Source organism: Stenotrophomonas sp. YJH_SMC_65, assembly GCF_059369475.1.
Map to the genome: position 1 here is coordinate 100026 of NZ_JCAFSR010000010.1, position 18140 is coordinate 118165.

The 18140-nt window shown below is 66.3% G+C and carries 12 protein-coding genes; 8 read left to right on the forward strand and 4 right to left on the reverse strand.

Annotated elements, in window-relative coordinates; all coding sequences use genetic code 11:
* Nucleotides 1-100: 100 nt before the first annotated feature.
* Nucleotides 101-1300, reverse strand: coding sequence for an acyltransferase family protein (locus AC5P7A_RS17855; protein ID WP_049440096.1), 1200 nt, complete (start codon nucleotides 1298-1300; stop codon nucleotides 101-103).
* Between the two features lie 175 nt (nucleotides 1301-1475).
* Between AC5P7A_RS17855 and AC5P7A_RS17860 the strand changes: the two genes are divergently transcribed.
* From AC5P7A_RS17860 to AC5P7A_RS17895, 8 genes are all read left to right on the forward strand, one after another.
* Nucleotides 1476-2336: a LytTR family DNA-binding domain-containing protein gene (locus AC5P7A_RS17860; RefSeq protein ID WP_069118454.1), complete on the forward strand. Its 861-nt coding sequence runs from the start codon at nucleotides 1476-1478 to the stop codon at nucleotides 2334-2336.
* A 70-nt stretch (nucleotides 2337-2406) separates the two neighbouring features.
* Nucleotides 2407-3532, forward strand: a protein-coding gene (gene prfB / locus AC5P7A_RS17865) for a peptide chain release factor 2 (protein WP_014037064.1) whose coding sequence is annotated in 2 segments (ribosomal slippage) — nucleotides 2407-2481 and nucleotides 2483-3532 — 1125 coding nt in all. Because the reading frame shifts where the segments join, the coding sequence is not laid out codon by codon here.
* A gap of 156 nt (nucleotides 3533-3688) precedes the next feature.
* A complete protein-coding gene (locus tag AC5P7A_RS17870; protein ID WP_021204557.1) occupies nucleotides 3689-4471 on the forward strand; it encodes a helix-turn-helix transcriptional regulator in 783 nt (260 codons plus the stop codon).
* A gap of 646 nt (nucleotides 4472-5117) precedes the next feature.
* Nucleotides 5118-6503: an NAD-dependent succinate-semialdehyde dehydrogenase gene (locus tag AC5P7A_RS17875; RefSeq protein ID WP_495220417.1), complete on the forward strand. Its 1386-nt coding sequence runs from the start codon at nucleotides 5118-5120 to the stop codon at nucleotides 6501-6503.
* 62 nt (nucleotides 6504-6565) lie between these two features.
* Nucleotides 6566-8206, forward strand: coding sequence for an acetolactate synthase large subunit (locus AC5P7A_RS17880; RefSeq protein WP_329768615.1), 1641 nt, complete (start codon nucleotides 6566-6568; stop codon nucleotides 8204-8206).
* Between the two features lie 187 nt (nucleotides 8207-8393).
* Nucleotides 8394-9905, forward strand: coding sequence for a lysine--tRNA ligase (gene lysS, locus AC5P7A_RS17885; protein ID WP_049440102.1), 1512 nt, complete (start codon nucleotides 8394-8396; stop codon nucleotides 9903-9905).
* Nucleotides 9906-10110: 205 nt separating this feature from the next.
* On the forward strand, nucleotides 10111-11256 hold the full coding sequence (rpfG, locus tag AC5P7A_RS17890; RefSeq protein WP_032959453.1) for a cyclic di-GMP phosphodiesterase response regulator RpfG: 1146 nt from the start codon (nucleotides 10111-10113) through the stop codon (nucleotides 11254-11256).
* A complete protein-coding gene (locus AC5P7A_RS17895) occupies nucleotides 11253-13430 on the forward strand; it encodes a response regulator (RefSeq protein WP_049407400.1) in 2178 nt (725 codons plus the stop codon). Before rpfG ends, AC5P7A_RS17895 begins: the two co-directional genes overlap by 4 nt.
* A 70-nt stretch (nucleotides 13431-13500) precedes the next feature.
* On the opposite strand, the gene AC5P7A_RS17900 is transcribed toward AC5P7A_RS17895, so the two are convergent.
* From AC5P7A_RS17900 to betA, 3 genes are all read right to left on the reverse strand, one after another.
* The gene (locus AC5P7A_RS17900; RefSeq protein ID WP_014647007.1) at nucleotides 13501-14373 is read right to left on the reverse strand and encodes a crotonase/enoyl-CoA hydratase family protein; all 873 of its coding nucleotides are present in this window, start codon (nucleotides 14371-14373) and stop codon (nucleotides 13501-13503) included.
* A gap of 161 nt (nucleotides 14374-14534) precedes the next feature.
* Nucleotides 14535-16211 carry a long-chain fatty acid--CoA ligase gene (locus AC5P7A_RS17905; RefSeq protein WP_014647008.1) on the reverse strand — a complete coding sequence of 559 codons (1677 nt, stop codon included), beginning with the start codon at nucleotides 16209-16211 and terminating at the stop codon, nucleotides 14535-14537.
* A 221-nt stretch (nucleotides 16212-16432) separates the two neighbouring features.
* A complete protein-coding gene (gene betA, locus AC5P7A_RS17910; protein ID WP_014647009.1) occupies nucleotides 16433-18115 on the reverse strand; it encodes a choline dehydrogenase in 1683 nt (560 codons plus the stop codon).
* Nucleotides 18116-18140 lie beyond the last annotated feature (25 nt).

Sequence of the window (18140 nt, forward strand, 5' to 3'; positions counted from 1 at the left end):
GCTCGGGCACCCGTGTAGAGTCGAGCTGGCTCGACTGCCTCAATGTAGAGCCGAGCCTGCGCTCGGCTCATGGCAGAAGCAGCCGAGCGTGGGCTCGGCTCTACACTACTGCGGTGCGCGCCATTGGCGCCGCCGGCGGATTCGCACGCAGGCCGAACAGGGGCCGCAGCCAACGCACGCGACGGATCAGCAACTCATGGATCAGCAGGCAGCCGCCGACAGTACCGGCCAGCAGCAGGGCCGGTTCCATCCACGGGCCCAACTGAAGTGGCTTGAGCCAGAACAGCAGCACGATGATCAGGCTCTGGTGCAGCATGTACCAGGGATAGATCGCCTCGGTGCAGTACGGCAGCCAGCGGAACGGGCGATCGAGGAAGACCTTTCCCCAGCCGAGGATGGCCAGCAGCGCGGTCCATACGTAAAGCGACTGGCTGGCCCGGCCCTGCAGGTCCCAGAACGGTTCGGGCCATTGCCGCAGCTGGGAATCGGCGGGCAATACCTGGCCGAGGATGCGCAACCCCAGATACCAGCCGACGGCAGCCAGCGCCAGCCATAGCGTGGTGCGGCGCAGGGCGACCACGCGCTCCCAGAACACCGGTTCACGACCCAGCAGGTAGCCGGCCAGGAACACCGTCGCGTACTTCGCGTGCTGGTACCAGTCGCCGAGCAGGGCATTGGTGGACGGGTAGATCGGCTCCAGCCAGATCACCCAGGCCAGCAGCAGGGCGGACGGAAGGCCGATCAGCAGCATCGGCGATGCTGCGCAGAGCGCCATCGCGCGGCGAACCACCGCCGTTCCCAGCAATGGCATCAACAGGGCCAAGGCCAGCGTGTAGTTCCACAGATAGGCCAGGTACCACAGGTGGTTCCAGGTGATGCCGTACTGCCAGCCGGCGAAGCTGCCTTCCGGCCACGGCCGCACCTGCCAGTAGCGCAGCAGGAACTGGCCGAAGCCGGGTGCCACGTGGCCGTTGGCCACGCCTTCGCAATAGGGCTGGATCGGCACGATCACGAACATGCCGAACAGCAGCGGCAGCAGCAGCCGCCAGGTGCGCAGGCCGGCGAAGCGCAGCAACCTGCCTTCCGGCCGCATCAGCGCGATGGCGATACCCGAGATCAGGAACAGCAGCGACATCCGCCAGCGGTTGACGAACAGCATCGGCCACTGCAGCCATTCGGCGGTATGCACGCTCTTGAGGTGAAAGCCCCAGTCGTCCACGTAGGCCATGGCGGTGTGGTAGAGGATCAGCAGGGCGAAGGCGAACACGCGCAGGGCGTCGATGTCGTAGCGTCGGGTCATGGTGGTGGTGTGCCGGAGAGTCGAGCCAAGGTGACGCCGCCCGGTCCGTGCGGCGACTGGCAAGGGGCCGCTGGAACCGACGCAGTGACCAATGGCGGGGGTGGTGGGATCAATGGAGCCGCTACCCTTTGTCCCTTGAGGCAGGCTGGAGCACCGCAACGACATGGATGCAGCAATGACTCAGGGCCGACCATCGCGCTGGCGTACTTCAACCCGGCTGCTGGTATGGGCGGCGATCCTGTCGGCCTCGGCAGTGACCAATGCGCTGGTGGAAGTGATGGACGCCAGTCGCCGCGGCGGCGATCTCGGGCTGTGGGAGCCGATGATCTGGGAGTTCAGCAGCCTCGGCCTGGTCCTGTTGACCCTGCCGCTGCTGTGGTGGGGCTGCGAGCGCTGGCCGCTGCATGCCGATACCTGGAAGCGGCGATTGCCGCTGTATCTGCTGGCCAGCGTCGGCTGGTCGCTGCTGCACGTGGTGGGGATGGTGCTGCTGCGGCACCTGGCCTACGGGTCGCTGGGCCATCGCTACCAGGATGATGCCGGCTGGCTGGAGCGTTTTGCCTACGAATACCTGAAGGATGTACGCACGTTTGCGATGTTCGTGGCACTGGAGCACTTTGCCAGCTGGTTCGGCCGGCGCAGGCAGGGCGAGGCGAGCCTGCTGGCCGAGCCGGACGTCGGCCCGCCGGTGGAGCCGGTCGAGCGCCCCCAGCACTTCCTGGTGCGCAAGCTGGGCAAGGAGTTCCTGGTCGCCACGGCGGACGTGGAGTATGCCCAGGCCGCGGGGAACTATGTGAACCTGCGGGTACGCGGCCACGACTATCCGCTGCGGATCACCATGGCGGTGCTGGAGCAGCGGCTCGACCCGGGCGAGTTCCTGCGCCCGCACCGCAGCTGGCTGATCCATCGGGGCCAGCTGCGCTCGATCGAGCCGCTGGACGGTGGCGAGGCCCTGCTGCACATGGCCGACGGGGCGAAAGTGCCGTGCAGCCGGCGCCAGCTGCCGCTGCTGCGGCAGGCGCTGGGGGCAGGGTGAGGCCCTCATTCCGGGCACCCGCAGCCTGCGGTATCATTACCAGTCATCTTTTGAATGCACGACCGCCGACATGATCGAACTGAATCCTGTCCGCCAGCGCATCACCGATCTGACCGATCGCGTGCTGTCGCTTCGGGGGTATCTTTGACTACGACGCCAAGAAAGAGCGTCTTGAAGAAGTAACGCGGGAGCTGGAAAGCCCCGACGTCTGGAACAACGCCGAATACGCCCAGAACCTGGGCCGCGAGCGTTCCAGCCTGGAAAAGACCGTGGGCGGCATCGCCTCGGTGCTGGATGGCCTGAACGACGCCACCGAGCTGCTGGAGCTGGCCGAGTCCGAGCAGGACGAGGACACCGCCCTGGCCGTGGTCGCCGACCTGGACAAGCACCAGGCGCACGTGGAGAAGCTGGAGTTCCAGCGCATGTTCTCCGGCGAGATGGACAATGCGGCCGCGTTCGTGGACATCCAGGCCGGTGCCGGTGGTACCGAAGCCCAGGACTGGGCCGAGATCCTGCTGCGCATGTACCTGCGCTGGTGTGAATCGCGTGGCTGGAAGACCGAGCTGATGGAAGTCTCCGGCGGCGACGTTGCTGGCATCAAGTCGGCCACGCTGCGCGTGGAAGGCGACTATGCCTATGGCTGGCTGAAGACCGAGACCGGTGTGCACCGCCTGGTGCGCAAGTCGCCGTTCGACTCGGACAACCGCCGCCACACCAGCTTCACCTCGGTGTTCGTGTCGCCGGAAATCGACGACAACATCGACATCACCATCAACCCGGCCGACCTGCGTACCGACGTGTACCGTTCGTCCGGTGCCGGTGGCCAGCACGTGAACAAGACCGAGTCGGCGGTGCGTATCACCCACATCCCGACCAACATCGTCGTGGCCTGCCAGACCGGCCGCAGCCAGCACCAGAACCGCGACAACGCGATGAAGATGCTGGCCGCCAAGCTGTATGAACTGGAGATCCAGAAGCGCAACGCCGAGAAGGACGCGGTGGAAGCCACCAAGTCCGACATCGGCTGGGGCAGCCAGATCCGCAACTACGTGCTCGACCAGAGCCGCATCAAGGACCTGCGCACCGGCATCGAACGGTCGGACACGCAGAAGGTGCTGGACGGCGACCTGGACGAGTTCGTCGAGGCCAGCCTGAAGGCCGGCCTGGCCGTGGGCTCCAAGCGCGTCGATGCCTGATCGGCGCGCCTGCGCGGATATCGTCACCCTCGTGCGCAACGCCGAGGGTGGCTGATCACGCTTCCGATGTGGGGCCGAGCCCATGCTCGGCTGCTGTTGGCGCAGTAGCAGATGCGTCGAGCATGGCTCGACGCTACAACGGGTACGGCGGTAGCGATGATGCGCAGCGAAAGTGAACGCAAGGAACTCGGCGGCTTTCTCAAGGCCTGCCGCGCCCGTGTCGATCCTGCCACGCTCGGCCTGCCGGCCGGGCGCCGGCGTACCCCGGGCCTGAAGCGCGAGGAAGTCGCGCTGGCGATCGGGGTGAGCGTCAGCTGGTACACCTGGATCGAGCAGGGCCGTGAAGTGCGCGCCTCGCCCGAGGTGCTGGAGCGCCTGGCGCAGGTGCTGCGCATGAGCGACGACGAACGCGCCTACGCGTTCGCGCTGTCCGGCTACGGCGTGCCGCTGGAATCACCGGACGAGAGCGTGACCGACGGCTTGCGCCAGCTGGTGGAGGCGATGCAGCCGATCCCGGCCTATGTGCGCAACACCCGCTTCGACATCCTGGCCTGGAACCCGGCCATCGCCGATCTGTTCGTGGACTACAGCCAACTGGCGCCGCATGAGCGCAACACGCTGCGGCTGATGTTCCTGTACCCGCCGTACCGCACGCTGATCCTCAACTGGGAAGAAATGACCCGCGGCCTGCTGGCAGGCTTCCGTGCGGCGATGGCGCAGGCGCCGGACAAGGCGCCGTTCCTGGCGCTGGTGGAGGACATCGCGGCGCACAGCGAGGAGTTCCGCCAGTGGTGGCCGGAGCACGACGTGCGTCGGTTCGATGAAGGGGCGAAGAAGCTGAACCATCCCACGCGCGGGTTGCTGGACCTGCAGTACGTGGCGCTGGTGCCGGAGAGCCGGCACGATCTTTCCCTGGTCACTTACCTGCCGCGTAGGTAGGTTGGTCGGCAGGGCTTGCAGCCCTGCACCTGCTCAATGCAACGGCCAAAGCCAGAGCCAGAGCTAGAGCTGGATTCCGTGGGTTGGCGGGGCGGTGTCGGAGTGCGGGGACGCCGTAAACCCGTCCCTGGGGGCTTGGCAGCCGCATCCATGCGGCTGACACCCCGCACTCCGACACCGCCCGACCTTTGAAAGGTTCACGCGGCTGTTGGTAGGTGTCGACCTTGGTCGACACATCTGTCAGATATCGAAAGAAATTCCGGGGTCAGATCCGTTTTCAAATGGAAAACGGATCTGACCCCAAGAGCATTTCCGACAGATCGCGGAAAACCGTCGAAGGCGGGGTGGGTCCGGTTGCGGGAGTGTCCGCGGCATGGATGCCGCGGCCAAGCCCCCAAGGACGGGTTTACGGCGTCTCCGGCAACCGGACCCACCTCGCCATCCCACGGATAGCCCGCTGTTGCTGCTGCTTCGGCTGTTGCAGTTGCCTCTGCGGGTGCAGGGCGCAGCCCTGCAAGAGCCCCCATTCAGACAGGTAAGTGCAGGTCACAGGATAAGCAGACGCCTTGTTGCCTCCGCCAATCGGGTCCACATTCCTGTGCAGGAGACGGGCCGCCGCCCGTCGTCGAGACACCAGGAGACCTGCATGTCCGCTGCCCCCACCACCGCCATTTCCCGCGACCCGGCCACCGGCCAGCAGATCGCCAGCCATCCCTTCGCTACCGACGCCGAGCTGGAAACAATCCTGGATCGCGGCCAGGTCGGCTTTGCGGCCTGGAGCGTCAAGAGCCTCGAACAGCGCTCAGACGTACTGCGTGCGATGGCCGCGGTGCTACGCCGTGACCGTGAAAAGCTGGCCGCGCTGGCTACCGCCGAGATGGGCAAGGTGCAGGCCGAAGCACTGGCCGAGATCGAGAAGTGTGCCGTGCTGTGCGACTGGTACGCCGACCACGGTGCGCAGTTCCTGCGCGACGAGCCGACCCAGGTGCCCGACGACAAGGCTAACGTGTCCTACCTGCCGCTGGGCGTGGTGCTGGGCATCATGCCGTGGAATTTCCCGTACTGGCAGGTGATGCGCGCGGCGGTACCGATCCTGATGGGCGGCAACGGCTTCCTGCTGAAGCCGGCCGAGAACATCGTCGGCACCGCGCAGCTGCTCGATGCCGCCTGGCGTGATGCCGGGCTGCCGGAAGGCACCTTCATCGCCGCCAACATCAGCCGCGAGGGTACCAGCCGTGCGATCGCCGATGACCGCATCGCCGCCGTCACCCTGACCGGCAGCGTGGCCGCAGGCCGCAGCATCGCTGCCCAGGCCGGGCAGGCGCTGAAGAAGGTGGTGCTGGAACTGGGCGGCTCGGATCCGTTCATCGTGCTGGCTGACGCTGACCTGGATGCGGCCGTCGATGCGGCGGTGACCTCGCGCTTCCAGAACACCGGGCAGGTCTGCATTGCCGGCAAGCGCATCATCGTTGAAGACGCGGTGTACGACCGCTTCGTGGCGCAGTTCTGCCAGAAAGTGCAGGCGCTGACCATCGGTGATGGCCGTGAAGCGGGCAATCGCATTGGTCCGATGGCACGCCAGGACCTGCTGGAACAGTTGGACGCGCAGGTGCGCGCCTCGGTGGACGCAGGCGCGAAGCTGCTCGTCGGCGGCCATCAGCTCGATCGTCCGGGCGCGTTCTATGCGCCCACCGTGCTGGCGGACGTGGAGCCGGGCATGCAGGCCTTTGACACGGAAACGTTCGGGCCGGTGGCCTCGATCAGCCGCGCCCGCGATGCCGACCACGCGGTGGAACTGGCCAACCAGAGCGAGTTCGGCCTCAGCGGCAACCTGTGGACCGGTGACCGCGCGCGGGCCATGCAGCTGGCGCGCCGGCTGCAGACCGGCGGTGTGTTCGTCAACGGCTTCTCCGCTTCCGACCCTCGCGTGCCGATCGGCGGTGTGAAGAAGAGCGGCTTCGGCCGCGAGCTCTCGCACTTCGGCATCCGTGAATTCGTCAACGCGCAGACAGTGTGGTTCGACAAGCATTGACGCGCGGCTCTCATCCTTCCTGCAACGATCCACCATCAGTCCAGCACAAAGGACGGCATCCGATGTCCAAGGGTTCAGATCTGCTCGTCGCCGCACTTGAGAACGAAGGCGTCGAGCGCATTTTCGGCATTCCCGGCGAAGAAAACCTCGACGTGGTCGAGTCGCTCCGCCATTCCAGCATCGAACTGGTCATCACCCGCCACGAACAGGCGGCGGTGTTCATGGCGGCCACTTACGGCCGCCTGACCGGCAAGCCGGGCGTATGCCTGGCCACGCTCGGCCCGGGCGCGCTCAACTTCACCACCGGCGCCGCCTATGCGCTGCTGGGTGCGTGGCCGGTGATCATGATCACCGGCCAGAAGGGCATCGTCGCCAGCAAGCAGGCGCGCTTCCAGATCGTCGACATCGTCGGCACGATGAAGCCGCTGACCAAACAGGCGCGGCAGATCGTCTCGGCACGCACCATTCCGACCATCGTCCGCGAGGCGTTCCGTGTCGCCCAGGAAGAGCGCCCGGGCCCGGTGTTGCTGGAGCTGCCCGAAGACATTGCTGCCGATGAGGTCGAGGGCGTGGCGCTGATTCCGCCGCACGCGGTGGACCGTCCCATTGCCAGCCCGGAGGCGCTGGATCGGGCAGCAGAGCTCATCCGCAATGCAAAGCGGCCGCTGCTGATGATCGCTTCGGCGGCCTCGCGGCCGCAGTCCAGCGACGCGCTGTCCGCGTTCGTGCTGCGCGCCGGCATCCCGTTCTTCACCACGCAGATGGGCAAGGGCGCGGTGGCCGGTGGTTCAGGCCTGTACATGGGCACCGCGGCGCTGACCGAGCGCGATTACGTGCACATGGCGATCGACCAGGCCGACGTGATCGTGACCATCGGCCACGAGGTCACCGAGAAGCCGCCATTCGTGATGCGCCCGGGTGGGCCGACGGTGATCCATATCGGGTACTCGCAGGCGGCGGTGGAACAGGTGTATTTCCCGCAGGTGGAGGTGATCGGCGATATCGGTCGTTCGCTGACCCAGCTGGCCGACCGCATCGAGGGCGCGGTGCCGGATGCCGCTGCGCTGCTGCCGCTGCGCGCGACCATCCTCGAACACCTGGCCGACCGGGCCGAAGAGGTCGGGTTCACCCCGCAGCGGCTGGTGCACGACGTGCGCCAGGTGATGCCGCCGGATGGCATCGTGGCGCTGGACAACGGCATGTACAAGATCTGGTTCGCGCGCAACTACCGCACCCAGGTGGCCAACACGCTGCTGCTGGACAACGCGCTGGCGACGATGGGCGCGGGCCTGCCGTCGGCGATCATGGCCTCGATCCTGTATCCGCAGCGGCGGGTGCTGGCGGTGTGCGGCGACGGCGGTTTCATGATGAACAGCCAGGAGCTGGAGACGGCCCGCCGGCTGGGCCTGAACCTGGTGGTGCTGATCCTCAACGACGGTGCCTACGGCATGATCCGCTGGAAGCAGGCCGTGGACGGATTCACCGACTACGGCATGACCTTCAGCAACCCCGATTTCGTGAAGTACGCCGAGGCCTATGGCTGCAAGGGCCACGAGGTGACGGCCATCGAGCAGTTCATCCCGACCCTGGAAGCGGCCTTCAACGAGGGCGGGGTGCACCTGGTGTCGGTGCCGGTGGACTATTCGGAGAACCAGCGGGTGCTGGTGGATGAGTTGCGCCAGGCGTTCCCCGGCAACAGGTAGCGGCGGAGCAGGGCCGGCCGATCCGCCCGGTAGGTGTCGACCTTGGTCGACACGCACGGCGCCAACCAAGGTTGGCGGCTACCGGGGCGGGCCCGGCCCAGGGCTGGGGCTGGGCGGTTTTGGTATGCTGGGCAACCGGCTGTGCCGGGCGCTGCATCCCCCCTCACTACACGATTCCCGCAGATCCATGAGCGAAGCTACCGATACCCCCCCCGTCGACGAAAACAAGTTGATCGCCGAGCGCCGTGAGAAACTCAAAGCGCTGCGTGGGCAGGGCATCGCGTACCCGAACGACTTCCGTCGCGAGGACTTCGCCGGCCGCCTGCAGGAAGAATTCGCAGATGCCGAAACCTGGACCGCCGAGGCCCTGGAAGGCAACGGCCGCCAGGTGAAGATGGCGGGCCGCCTGATGGCCAAGCGCATCATGGGCAAGGCCAGCTTCGCGCAGATCCAGGACGAGTCCGGCCGCATCCAGCTGTTCCTGCAGGGCGCGGTGCTGGGCGATGCCTATACCGCCTTCAAGGGCTGGGACGTGGGCGACATCATCGCCGTCGAAGGCGGCCTGACCCGTACCAAGACCGGCGAGCTGTCGGTCAAGGCCGAATCGATCCGCCTGCTGACCAAGTCGCTGCGCCCGCTGCCGGACAAGTGGCATGGCCTGGCCGACGTCGAGCAGCGTTACCGCCAGCGTTACGTCGACCTGATCGTGACCCCGGAGTCGCGCGCGGTGTTCATCAAGCGCTCGAAGATCATCCGCGCCATGCGCGCGTGGCTGGACAACCGCGACTTCCTGGAAGTCGAGACGCCGATGATGCACTACATCCCCGGCGGCGCGGCGGCCAAGCCGTTCACCACCCACCACAATGCGCTGGACCTGGACCTGTACCTGCGCGTGGCGCCGGAGCTGTACCTCAAGCGCCTGACCGTGGGTGGCCTTGAGCGCGTGTACGAGATCAACCGCAACTTCCGCAATGAAGGCGTCAGCACCCGCCACAACCCGGAATTCACCATGATGGAGCTGTACGAGGCCTATGCCACGTACAACGAGATCATGGACCTGACCGAAGGCGTGATCCGTGACGTGGCCAAGGCGGTCAACGGTGGCACCGAGGTCGAATGGGACGGCGCGAAGATCGACCTGGGCCCGGCATTCCGCCGCTGGCGCATGGACGAGGCAGTCCGCCACCACAACCCGGAAATCTCCGTCGCCGATTGCACCGACCGCGATGCGCTGCTGCGTCATTGCGAGCGCCTGAAGATCCGCGTCAAGCCGTCCTACGGCTGGGGCAAGCTGCTGCTGGAGATCTTCGAGGCCACCGTTGAGCACACCCTGATCCAGCCGACCTTCATCACTGACCATCCGGTGGAGGTCTCGCCGCTGGCCCGTGCCAACGACAATGACCCGGGCTACACCGACCGCTTCGAGCTGTTCGTCAACGGCAAGGAGCTGGCCAACGGCTTCTCCGAGCTGAACGATCCGGAAGACCAGGCCCAGCGCTTCCAGGCCCAGGTGGCGGCGAAGGAAGGTGGCGATGACGAGGCCATGCACTACGACGCCGACTACATCCGTGCGCTGGAGTACGGCATGGCACCGACCGGCGGCCTCGGCATCGGCGTGGATCGCCTGGTGATGCTGCTGACCGGCAGCAGCTCGATCCGCGATGTACTGCTGTTCCCGTACATGCGTCCGGAGCAGTAAGTCGTCTTTTTGACTCCCGATTGTGCGCGCCGTCCCGAAACGAGACGGCGCGATTGACGCGTCCCGCACTCGGCGTATCGTAATTGCACTACCTTGACGCCTGTTATGGCTTGATCGGCGCTAGGGGGAGGGCACGGTGTGGGGAGTCCGCTTCACATTGTGATGACGATCATGAATCGGGACGCATGACACGGGAGTCAGGCCGATGCAGGGTGCGAGCGTTCGCAGCGGCAGAGTATCCTCGCCTGCTGATGATCCAGCGTGGTCGAGAAACCAGGCAGAGTACGCGTTGAACATCGTCATCGTTGACGACCAGACTTCGGCCCGGACGATGCTGCGTCACGTCATCGAAGACATCGCGCCGGAACTGAGCGTGTATGACTTCGGAGACCCGCTGACCGCATTGGCCTGGTGCGAAGCCCATCCGGTCGACCTGCTGCTGCTCGATTACCGCATGCCGGAGATGGATGGGCTGGAATTCGCCCGTCGTTTCCGTCGCCTGCCCAAGCACCGTGACATTCCGGTGATCCTGATCACCGTGGTCGGTGACGAGCCGATCCGGCAAGCGGCACTGGAAGCAGGCGTCATCGACTTCCTGGTCAAGCCGATCCGCCCGCGCGAGCTGCGGGCGCGCTGCTACAACCTGCTGCAGCTGCGCCAGCAGACCGAGAACGTGAAGCAGCGGGCGCTGTCGCTGGAGCAGCGCCTGCTGGCCAGCATGCATGAGGTCGAAGAGCGCGAGCGCGAGACGCTGTCGCGGCTGGCACGCGCGATCGAGTTCCGTGATGCCGGCACCAGCGCCTACCTGGAGCGCATGGCGCGCGTGGCCGGACTGATCGCCGAACAGCTCGGGCTGCCCGAAGAGGAGGTGCGCCTGATCGAAATGGCTGCGCCGCTGCATGACATGGGCAAGATCGCCATTCCCGATGCGGTGCTGCTCAAGCAGGGCAAGCTCAACGAGGAAGAGCTGGCGATCATGCGCCGGCACCCGCGGATTGGCCATGAACTGCTGAGCGGCAGCCAGAATCGCTTCATCCAGGTTGGCGCGTTGATCGCACTGCGTCATCATGAGCGCTACGACGGCAGTGGCTATCCCGATGGGCTGGTCGGCGACGCGATTCCGCTGGAAGCGCGCATCGTGGCCGTCGCCGATGTCTTCGACGCCCTGATTTCGCCCCGTCCGTACAAGGAAGCATGGACCATGGAAGCCACTCTGGCTTATCTCTACGCCCAGCGTGGCCGCCTGTTCGATCCCCGATGCGTGGACGCGCTGCTGCGCGGCCGCGAACAGCTCGACCAGATCTGCGCCGAGCATTCGATGGCGTCCGCGCGCCCGGGGCTGGGCGCGTGAAACGCCTGTTGTCGCAGCTGCGGCTGCGCCTGTCCCAGCGCCAGGACAGCGAGCACGGCCAGCAGATCGTCCGCATCGTGCTGATCAGCCTGATCCTGGCCTACGTACTGTTGCCGGCACCGCGCCACGATCTGCCGCACACCCAGTACGTCGGTGTGCTGGCGATCGTGCTGACCGGCCTGAGCCTGTCACTGTTGCTGTTCGGCTGGCTGCTGTGGCGGCCGGCGCGTTCCGATCCCCGCCGCGTGCTGGGCATGCTGGCTGACTACGGCCTCATTGCTGCCGGCATGGTGCAGATGGGTGAGCCGCTGGCCTGGGTCTACATCGTGGTGATGTGGGTGACGGTCGGCAATGGCATGCGCTTTGGCAACCACTATCTGTACGTGGCGGTGGCCATGGCGATGGTGAGCTTCGGTTGCACCGTGATGCTGACGCCTTACTGGCAACAGAATTTCCGCCTGGCCATCGGCCTCTGGCTGGGCCTGGCAGCGGTGCCGCTGTACTTCTCGACATTGCTGCGGCAGCTGACCGAAGCGATGGCCGAGGCGCGCCGCGCCAGCGAGGCCAAGAGCCGGTTCCTGGCCAACATGAGCCATGAGTTCCGCACGCCGTTGAACGGTCTCAACGGCATGACCGAAGTGCTGGCCACCACGCGCCTGGATGACGAGCAGCGCGAGTGCCTCAACACCATCCAGGCGTCGTCGCGCAGCCTGCTGGCACTGGTGGAGGAAGTGCTGGACATCTCGGCCATCGAGGCCGGCAAGCTGCGCGTGGTGGCCGAGGACTTCGCCGTGGCCGACGTGATCCAGGCGATCGGTCTGATCCTGTTGCCACAGGCCAAGGCCAAACGGCTGGATTACCGGGTGAAGGTGGCCGATGGTGTGCCGCCACGCGTGCGCGGCGATGTCGGGCACCTGCGGCAGATCCTGCTGAACCTGGCCGGCAACGCGGTCAAGTTCACCGACCATGGCCGGGTCGAGATACGTGTCGGCGTGGTGCAGGCCGATGCCAGCGGGGCGGTGCGGTTGCGCTTCGACATCCTCGACACCGGCATCGGCGTGCCACCTGCCATGCGTGCACGGCTGTTCGACGCGTTCGAGCAGGCCGATGTCAGCATGGCGCGCCGCCACGAGGGGACGGGGCTGGGCACGACCATCGCCAAGGGCCTGGTCGAGGCGATGGACGGTGACATCGGCTATCTGGAAAACCCGCCGCGCGGCAGCCACTTCTGGGTCGAGCTGCCGTTCGCGCCGCCGCAGCCGCAGGTGCCGGGCGCGGTGCCGAGCCTGAGCGGCGACGAAGACGCGGGCCCGGGCGGCAACGTGATCGCTTTTGCCGATCCGTTCCTGCGCCATCGCGCCCGCGTGCGCAGCATGCAGATCCTGGTGGCCGACGACCACGAGGCCAACCGCATGGTCCTGCAGCGCCTGCTGCAGAAGGCCGGCCATCGCGTGCTGTGCGTGGACGGCGGTGAGGCGGTGCTGGATGCGCTGGCCGACAGCGAGTTCGACGCGGTCATCGTCGATCTGCACATGCCGGGCATGAGCGGGCTGGACATGCTCAAGGAACTGCGGGTGATGCAGGCCGGCGGCGGTCCGCGCACGCCGGTACTGGTACTCAGTGCGGATGTAACGCCCGAGGCGATCCAGCGCTGTACCCAGGCCGGCGCACATGCCTTCCTGGCCAAGCCCGTCGTTGCGGTGCGCCTGCTCGATACGCTGGCCGAGATCGCCAGCAATGCCCAGCTGAAGACCATGGCCGCACCGGTGGTGCGACCGGCGGCGCCGCTGCAGGATGGCGTGCTCGACAGCAGCGTGCTGGACGAACTGGCTTCGCTGGGCATGGGCGAGGGCTTCGAACGTGAGTTCATCCGCCAGTGCCTGGAGGACGTGGCGAGCTGCATGGGCAAGGCCGAGCAGGCCGGCGAGGCCACGCAGTGGGATGTGTTCCGCGAACAATCCCACGCGATCAAGGGCGTGGCCAGCAATCTCGGCCTGATGCGCGCGTCCAACCGTGCCGGCGAGCTGATGCGGATGGCCGACTGGCAGCTCAAGACCGAATGGCGTCCGCGCCTGGGCATCCTGCAGGAGGCGATCAAGGAAGGCCGGCGCGCGCTGGACGCGCGGGCCGAACGCCGCATGCGCGGCGCCGCCGATGATGGTGAAGCGCGCTGAGGCGTGGCGTGAACCCAAAAAAAGCCCGGTGGCCAGCCGGGCTTGAACCCATCCTGGGGGAGGGGAGGAATCAGGCCGCGTCGAGACTGGCGCGACGGGTCTGGGCCTTGATCAGGCGATCCATGGTGCGCAGCGAGCGGTCGCCGAGTGCGAGGGCGGAATCGACCCATACCTTGGTGATCTCCAGCAGTTCGTCGTAGCTGACCGGCTGGGCGATGGCGCGTGCGGCATTCATCGCCAGATAGGACTGCGGCGTGCGCTGCTGCTGGCGGATCAGTTCCTCGACCGCCGCCCGGCCTTCGCCCTTCTTCACCAGCACGTCGACCACGCCCATGGCATGCATCTCCTCGGCACTGTAGACCCGGCCGTCGAGGATGATCTTCTCGGCCAGGTGGGGGGACACGCGCCGGCACAGGAAGGAGTACGCACCCATGCCCGGGAACAGGCCGAACAGCACCTCCGGCAGGCCCAGTCCGCTGCCTTCCTCGGCGACGATGGTGTGGCAGGCCAGGGCCATTTCCAGGCCGCCGCCGAGGGCGTCACCCTGGATCAGCGCGATCGAACGGACATCGCCGCCGAACCCGGTATGCAGGTGGTGCACGCCCTCCACGCAGCGCTGGGCGTAATTCAGCAGGAGGTCGCGGTTGCCTTCGCGGATCAGGCGGGTGAACAGGTCCAGGTCGCCGCCCAGGTTGTAGGCGACGGCATCGGAGGCCAGCACGAAATGCCGCAATGTCCCGTTGTGGCGTTCGGCAGGGCTGCGGGTGATGGCCGCCATGTAGCTCCACATTTCGTCGAGCATGTCTTTGCGGCAGCAGGGGCGGATCCCGGTGGCGGCATCGGCGTGCATGAACAGCCAGTGGGCAGCGCCGTCGGCGCTGTCTTCGGTACGGATGGTGGCGAACGGTGAGCCGCTTGAAGGCAGCTTTTCGATGGTACTCATGGAAGGGTCCTCGGCATGCGGCCCGCAGTGTCAGGTGGGTGGCCGGCGGGCCGAACGGTCCACACACGCGGCGATGCTACACCGCCTCAGCGGCGTCGCATGCGAAAGGGCCCGGGACGTTTCCGCCCCGGGCCCTGCACTGTCCAGATTGCCGCAAACCCTTACTGGGCGGGCGTATCGCGGAGTTCGCGACGGAGGATCTTGCCGACGTTGGTCTTCGGCAGCTCCTTTCGGAATTCAACGATTTTGGGGTGCTTGTAGCCGGTCAGGTTGGCCCGGGCATGCTCCTTGACCATTTCGGCGGTCAGGTTCGGGTCCTTCTTCACGATGACCACCTTCACCACCTCGCCGGACTTGTCGTCCGGGACGCCGACCGCGGCCACTTCCAGCACGCCCGGCATCATCGCGATCACGTCCTCGACTTCGTTCGGGTACACGTTGAAGCCGGACACCAGGATCATGTCCTTCTTGCGGTCGACGATGTAGAAGAAGCCGTGTTCGTCCATCTTGGCCATGTCGCCGGTATGCAGCCAGCCGTCCGCGTCGATGGCCTTGGCCGTTTCCTCCGGGCGCTGCCAGTAGCCCTTCATCACCTGCGGGCCCTTGATGCAGAGCTCGCCGACCTCGCCCAGCGGCAGGATGGCACTGTTGTCATCCTTGATGCAGGCATCGGTGGAGGGGATCGGCAGGCCGATCGAGCCGTTGTACTCGGTCAGGGTAAGCGGGTTGATGCAGGCTGCCGGCGAGGTCTCGGTCAGGCCATAGGCCTCGACCAGGGTCACGCCGGTGACCTTCTTCCAGCGCTCGGCGACGGCGCGCTGCACCGCCATGCCGCCGCCCAGGGTGACCTTCAGCGAGGAGAAGTCGACCGTGTCGAAACCGGGGGTGTTGAGCAGGCCGTTGAACAGCGTGTTGACGCCGGTGATGGCGGTGAAACGCACCGACTTGAGCTCCTTGACGAAGCCCTTCATGTCGCGCGGGTTGGTGATCAGGTGATTGCAGCCACCGAACTTCATGAAGACCAGCCCGTTCGCGGTCAGCGCGAAGATGTGGTACAGCGGCAGGGCGGTGATGATCCACTCCTTGCCCATCTCGATGCCGGACGCACTGATCCAGGCCGAGGCCTGCTGCATGTTGGCGATCAGGTTGCGGTTGGTCAGCATCGCGCCCTTGGCCACGCCGGTGGTGCCGCCGGTGTACTGCAGGAACGCGATGTCGTCGTGGTCGATCTCGACCTTGGGCAGGCTGTGGCGGCTGCCGAGCTTGAGCGCCTGGCGGAAGCGCACCGCGCCCTTGAGATGGTAGTTGGGCACCATCTTCTTGATGTACTTCAGCACGAAGTTGACGATCACGCCCTTGGCGCCGAGCAGGTCGCCCAGGCCGGTGGTGACCACATGCTTGACCGGCGTATCGGCGATGACCTGCTCGACGGTGTCGCCGAAGTTGTCGACCACCACCAGCGCGGTCACGCCGGCATCGACCAGCTGGTGCTTGAGCTCGCGGGCGGTGTACAGCGGGTTGACGTTGACCACGGTCAGGCCGGCGCGCAGCACGCCGAAGGTGGCCACCGGGTACTGCAGGCAGTTGGGCATCATCAGGGCGACGCGGTCACCCTTCTTGAGCTTGAGCTCACCGAGCAGGTAGGCCGCGAACTGTTCGACCAGCGCGTCGGTCTCGCCGTAGGTGAGGACCTTGCCGAAGCTGGAGTAGGCGGGACGGTCGCGGAATTTCGCGACGGAAGCGTCGAAGACCGAAGCTACCGAATGGAACTCGTTGACGTCGATCTCGGCGGGAACGCCTTTCGGATAGCTCTGCAGCCAGGGACGATCCAGACTCATATTCCCCCTCCAGGAATCGTGATGTATTAGGTCCGGCCCTGAGCGTATCGACAACGGCCGGTCATTGCAGCATACCCCGCCGTAGGGAAAACGCGAAGAGGCCCCGAAGAGCCTCTTTGCTGGGTAGTGCCGGGCGCTGGCCGGCATCTGCGCTGGACGGACCATACGATGGATGCCGGCCAGCGGCCGGCACTACCGTGGCCCCAAACGGGCCGGCTGCGTCAACCCTGCTTGCGAACGGGTGCGCCATTGGCCTTGTAGTACGGCGCGGTGCTACGGGCGAGCGGGGTGCGGCCGCGGATCACGTCGGCCAGCTTCTCGGCCATCATGATGGTCGGCGCGTTGAGGTTGCCGGTCACCACCTGCGGCATGATCGAGGCATCGACGATGCGCAGGCCTTCCAGCCCGTGCACGCGGCCCTGGCCATCGACCACCGCCATCGGATCGTCGGCATGGCCCATCTTGTTCGAGCACGACGGGTGATAGGCAGTCTCGGCGTGCTCGCGCACGAACGCATCGATCTGCGCGTCGGTCTGCAGCGCGCTTCCCGGCGAGATCTCGCGGCCGCTGTACGGGGCCAGCGCCGGCTGCGCGAAGATCTCGCGGGTGATGCGGATCGCCGCACGGAACTCGCGCCAGTCCTGGTCGTGCGACATGTAGTTGAACAGGATGCTCGGATGTTCGCGCGGGTCCTTCGAGCGCACGTGGATGCGGCCGCGGCTGGGTGAGCGCATCGAACCGACGTGCATCTGGAAGCTGTGCGCCTTGATCGGGTTGGAGCCGTTGTAATTGATCGCCACCGGCAGGAAGTGGTACTGCAGGTTCGGCCAGTCGAATTCGGCGTCGCTGCGGATGAAGCCACCGGCCTCGAACTGGTTGCTGGCGCCGATGCCGGTGCCCAGGAACAGCCACTCGGCACCGATCGCCGGCTGGTTGTACAGCTTCAGTGCCGGCGCCAGCGACACCGGCTTCTTGCACTCGTACTGCAGGTACATTTCGAGGTGATCCTGCAGGTTGGCGCCGACGCCCGGCAGGTGGTGCACCAGGTCGATGTCCAGGCTGCGCAGCAGGTCGGCCGGGCCGACGCCCGAGCGCTGCAGGATCTGCGGCGAGGCGATGGCGCCGCCGCACAGCAGCACTTCGCGGCGGGCGGTGGCGCGCTGCGGCTGGTCGCTGTGCAGCCACTGCACGCCCACGGCGCGCTTGCCCGAGAACAGGATGCGGTCGGTCAGCGCGTGGGTGACGATGGTCAGGTTCGGGCGCGGCTTGGCCAGGTCCAGGTAGCCGCGGGCGGTGCTGGAACGACGGCCCTTCGGGGTCACCGTGCGGTCCATCGGGCCGAAACCTTCCTGCTGGTAGCCGTTGAGGTCGTCGGTGCGCGGGTAGCCGGCCTGCACGCCGGCTTCGACCATCGCAGCGAACAGCTCGTTGTTGCCGGCCTTGGGCGTGGTAACGCGCAGCGGGCCGTCGCCACCGTGGTAGTCATTGGGGCCGATATCACGGGTTTCGGCCTTGCGGAAGTAGGGCAGGCAGTCCAGGTAGGTCCAGTCTTCCAGGCCGGGCATGCTGGCCCAGTTGTCATAGTCCATCGCGTTGCCGCGGATGTAGCACATGCCGTTGATCAGCGACGAGCCGCCCAGGCCCTTGCCGCGGCCGCAGTCCATGCGGCGGTTGTTCATGAAGGGCTCCGGATCGGTCTTGTACGCCCAGTTGTAGCGCTTGCCCTGCAGTGGGAAGGCCAGTGCCGCCGGCATCTGGGTACGGAAGTCGAGCCGGTAGTCCGGGCCACCGGCTTCCAGCAGCAGCACGCTGACATCGGCATCTTCGGTGAGGCGGGTAGCCAGCACGTTGCCGGCCGAACCGGCGCCGATGATGATGTAGTCGTACTCGTTGTGGGTGCTCATGGGTGTCTCCTGCAGGCCGGGGCGC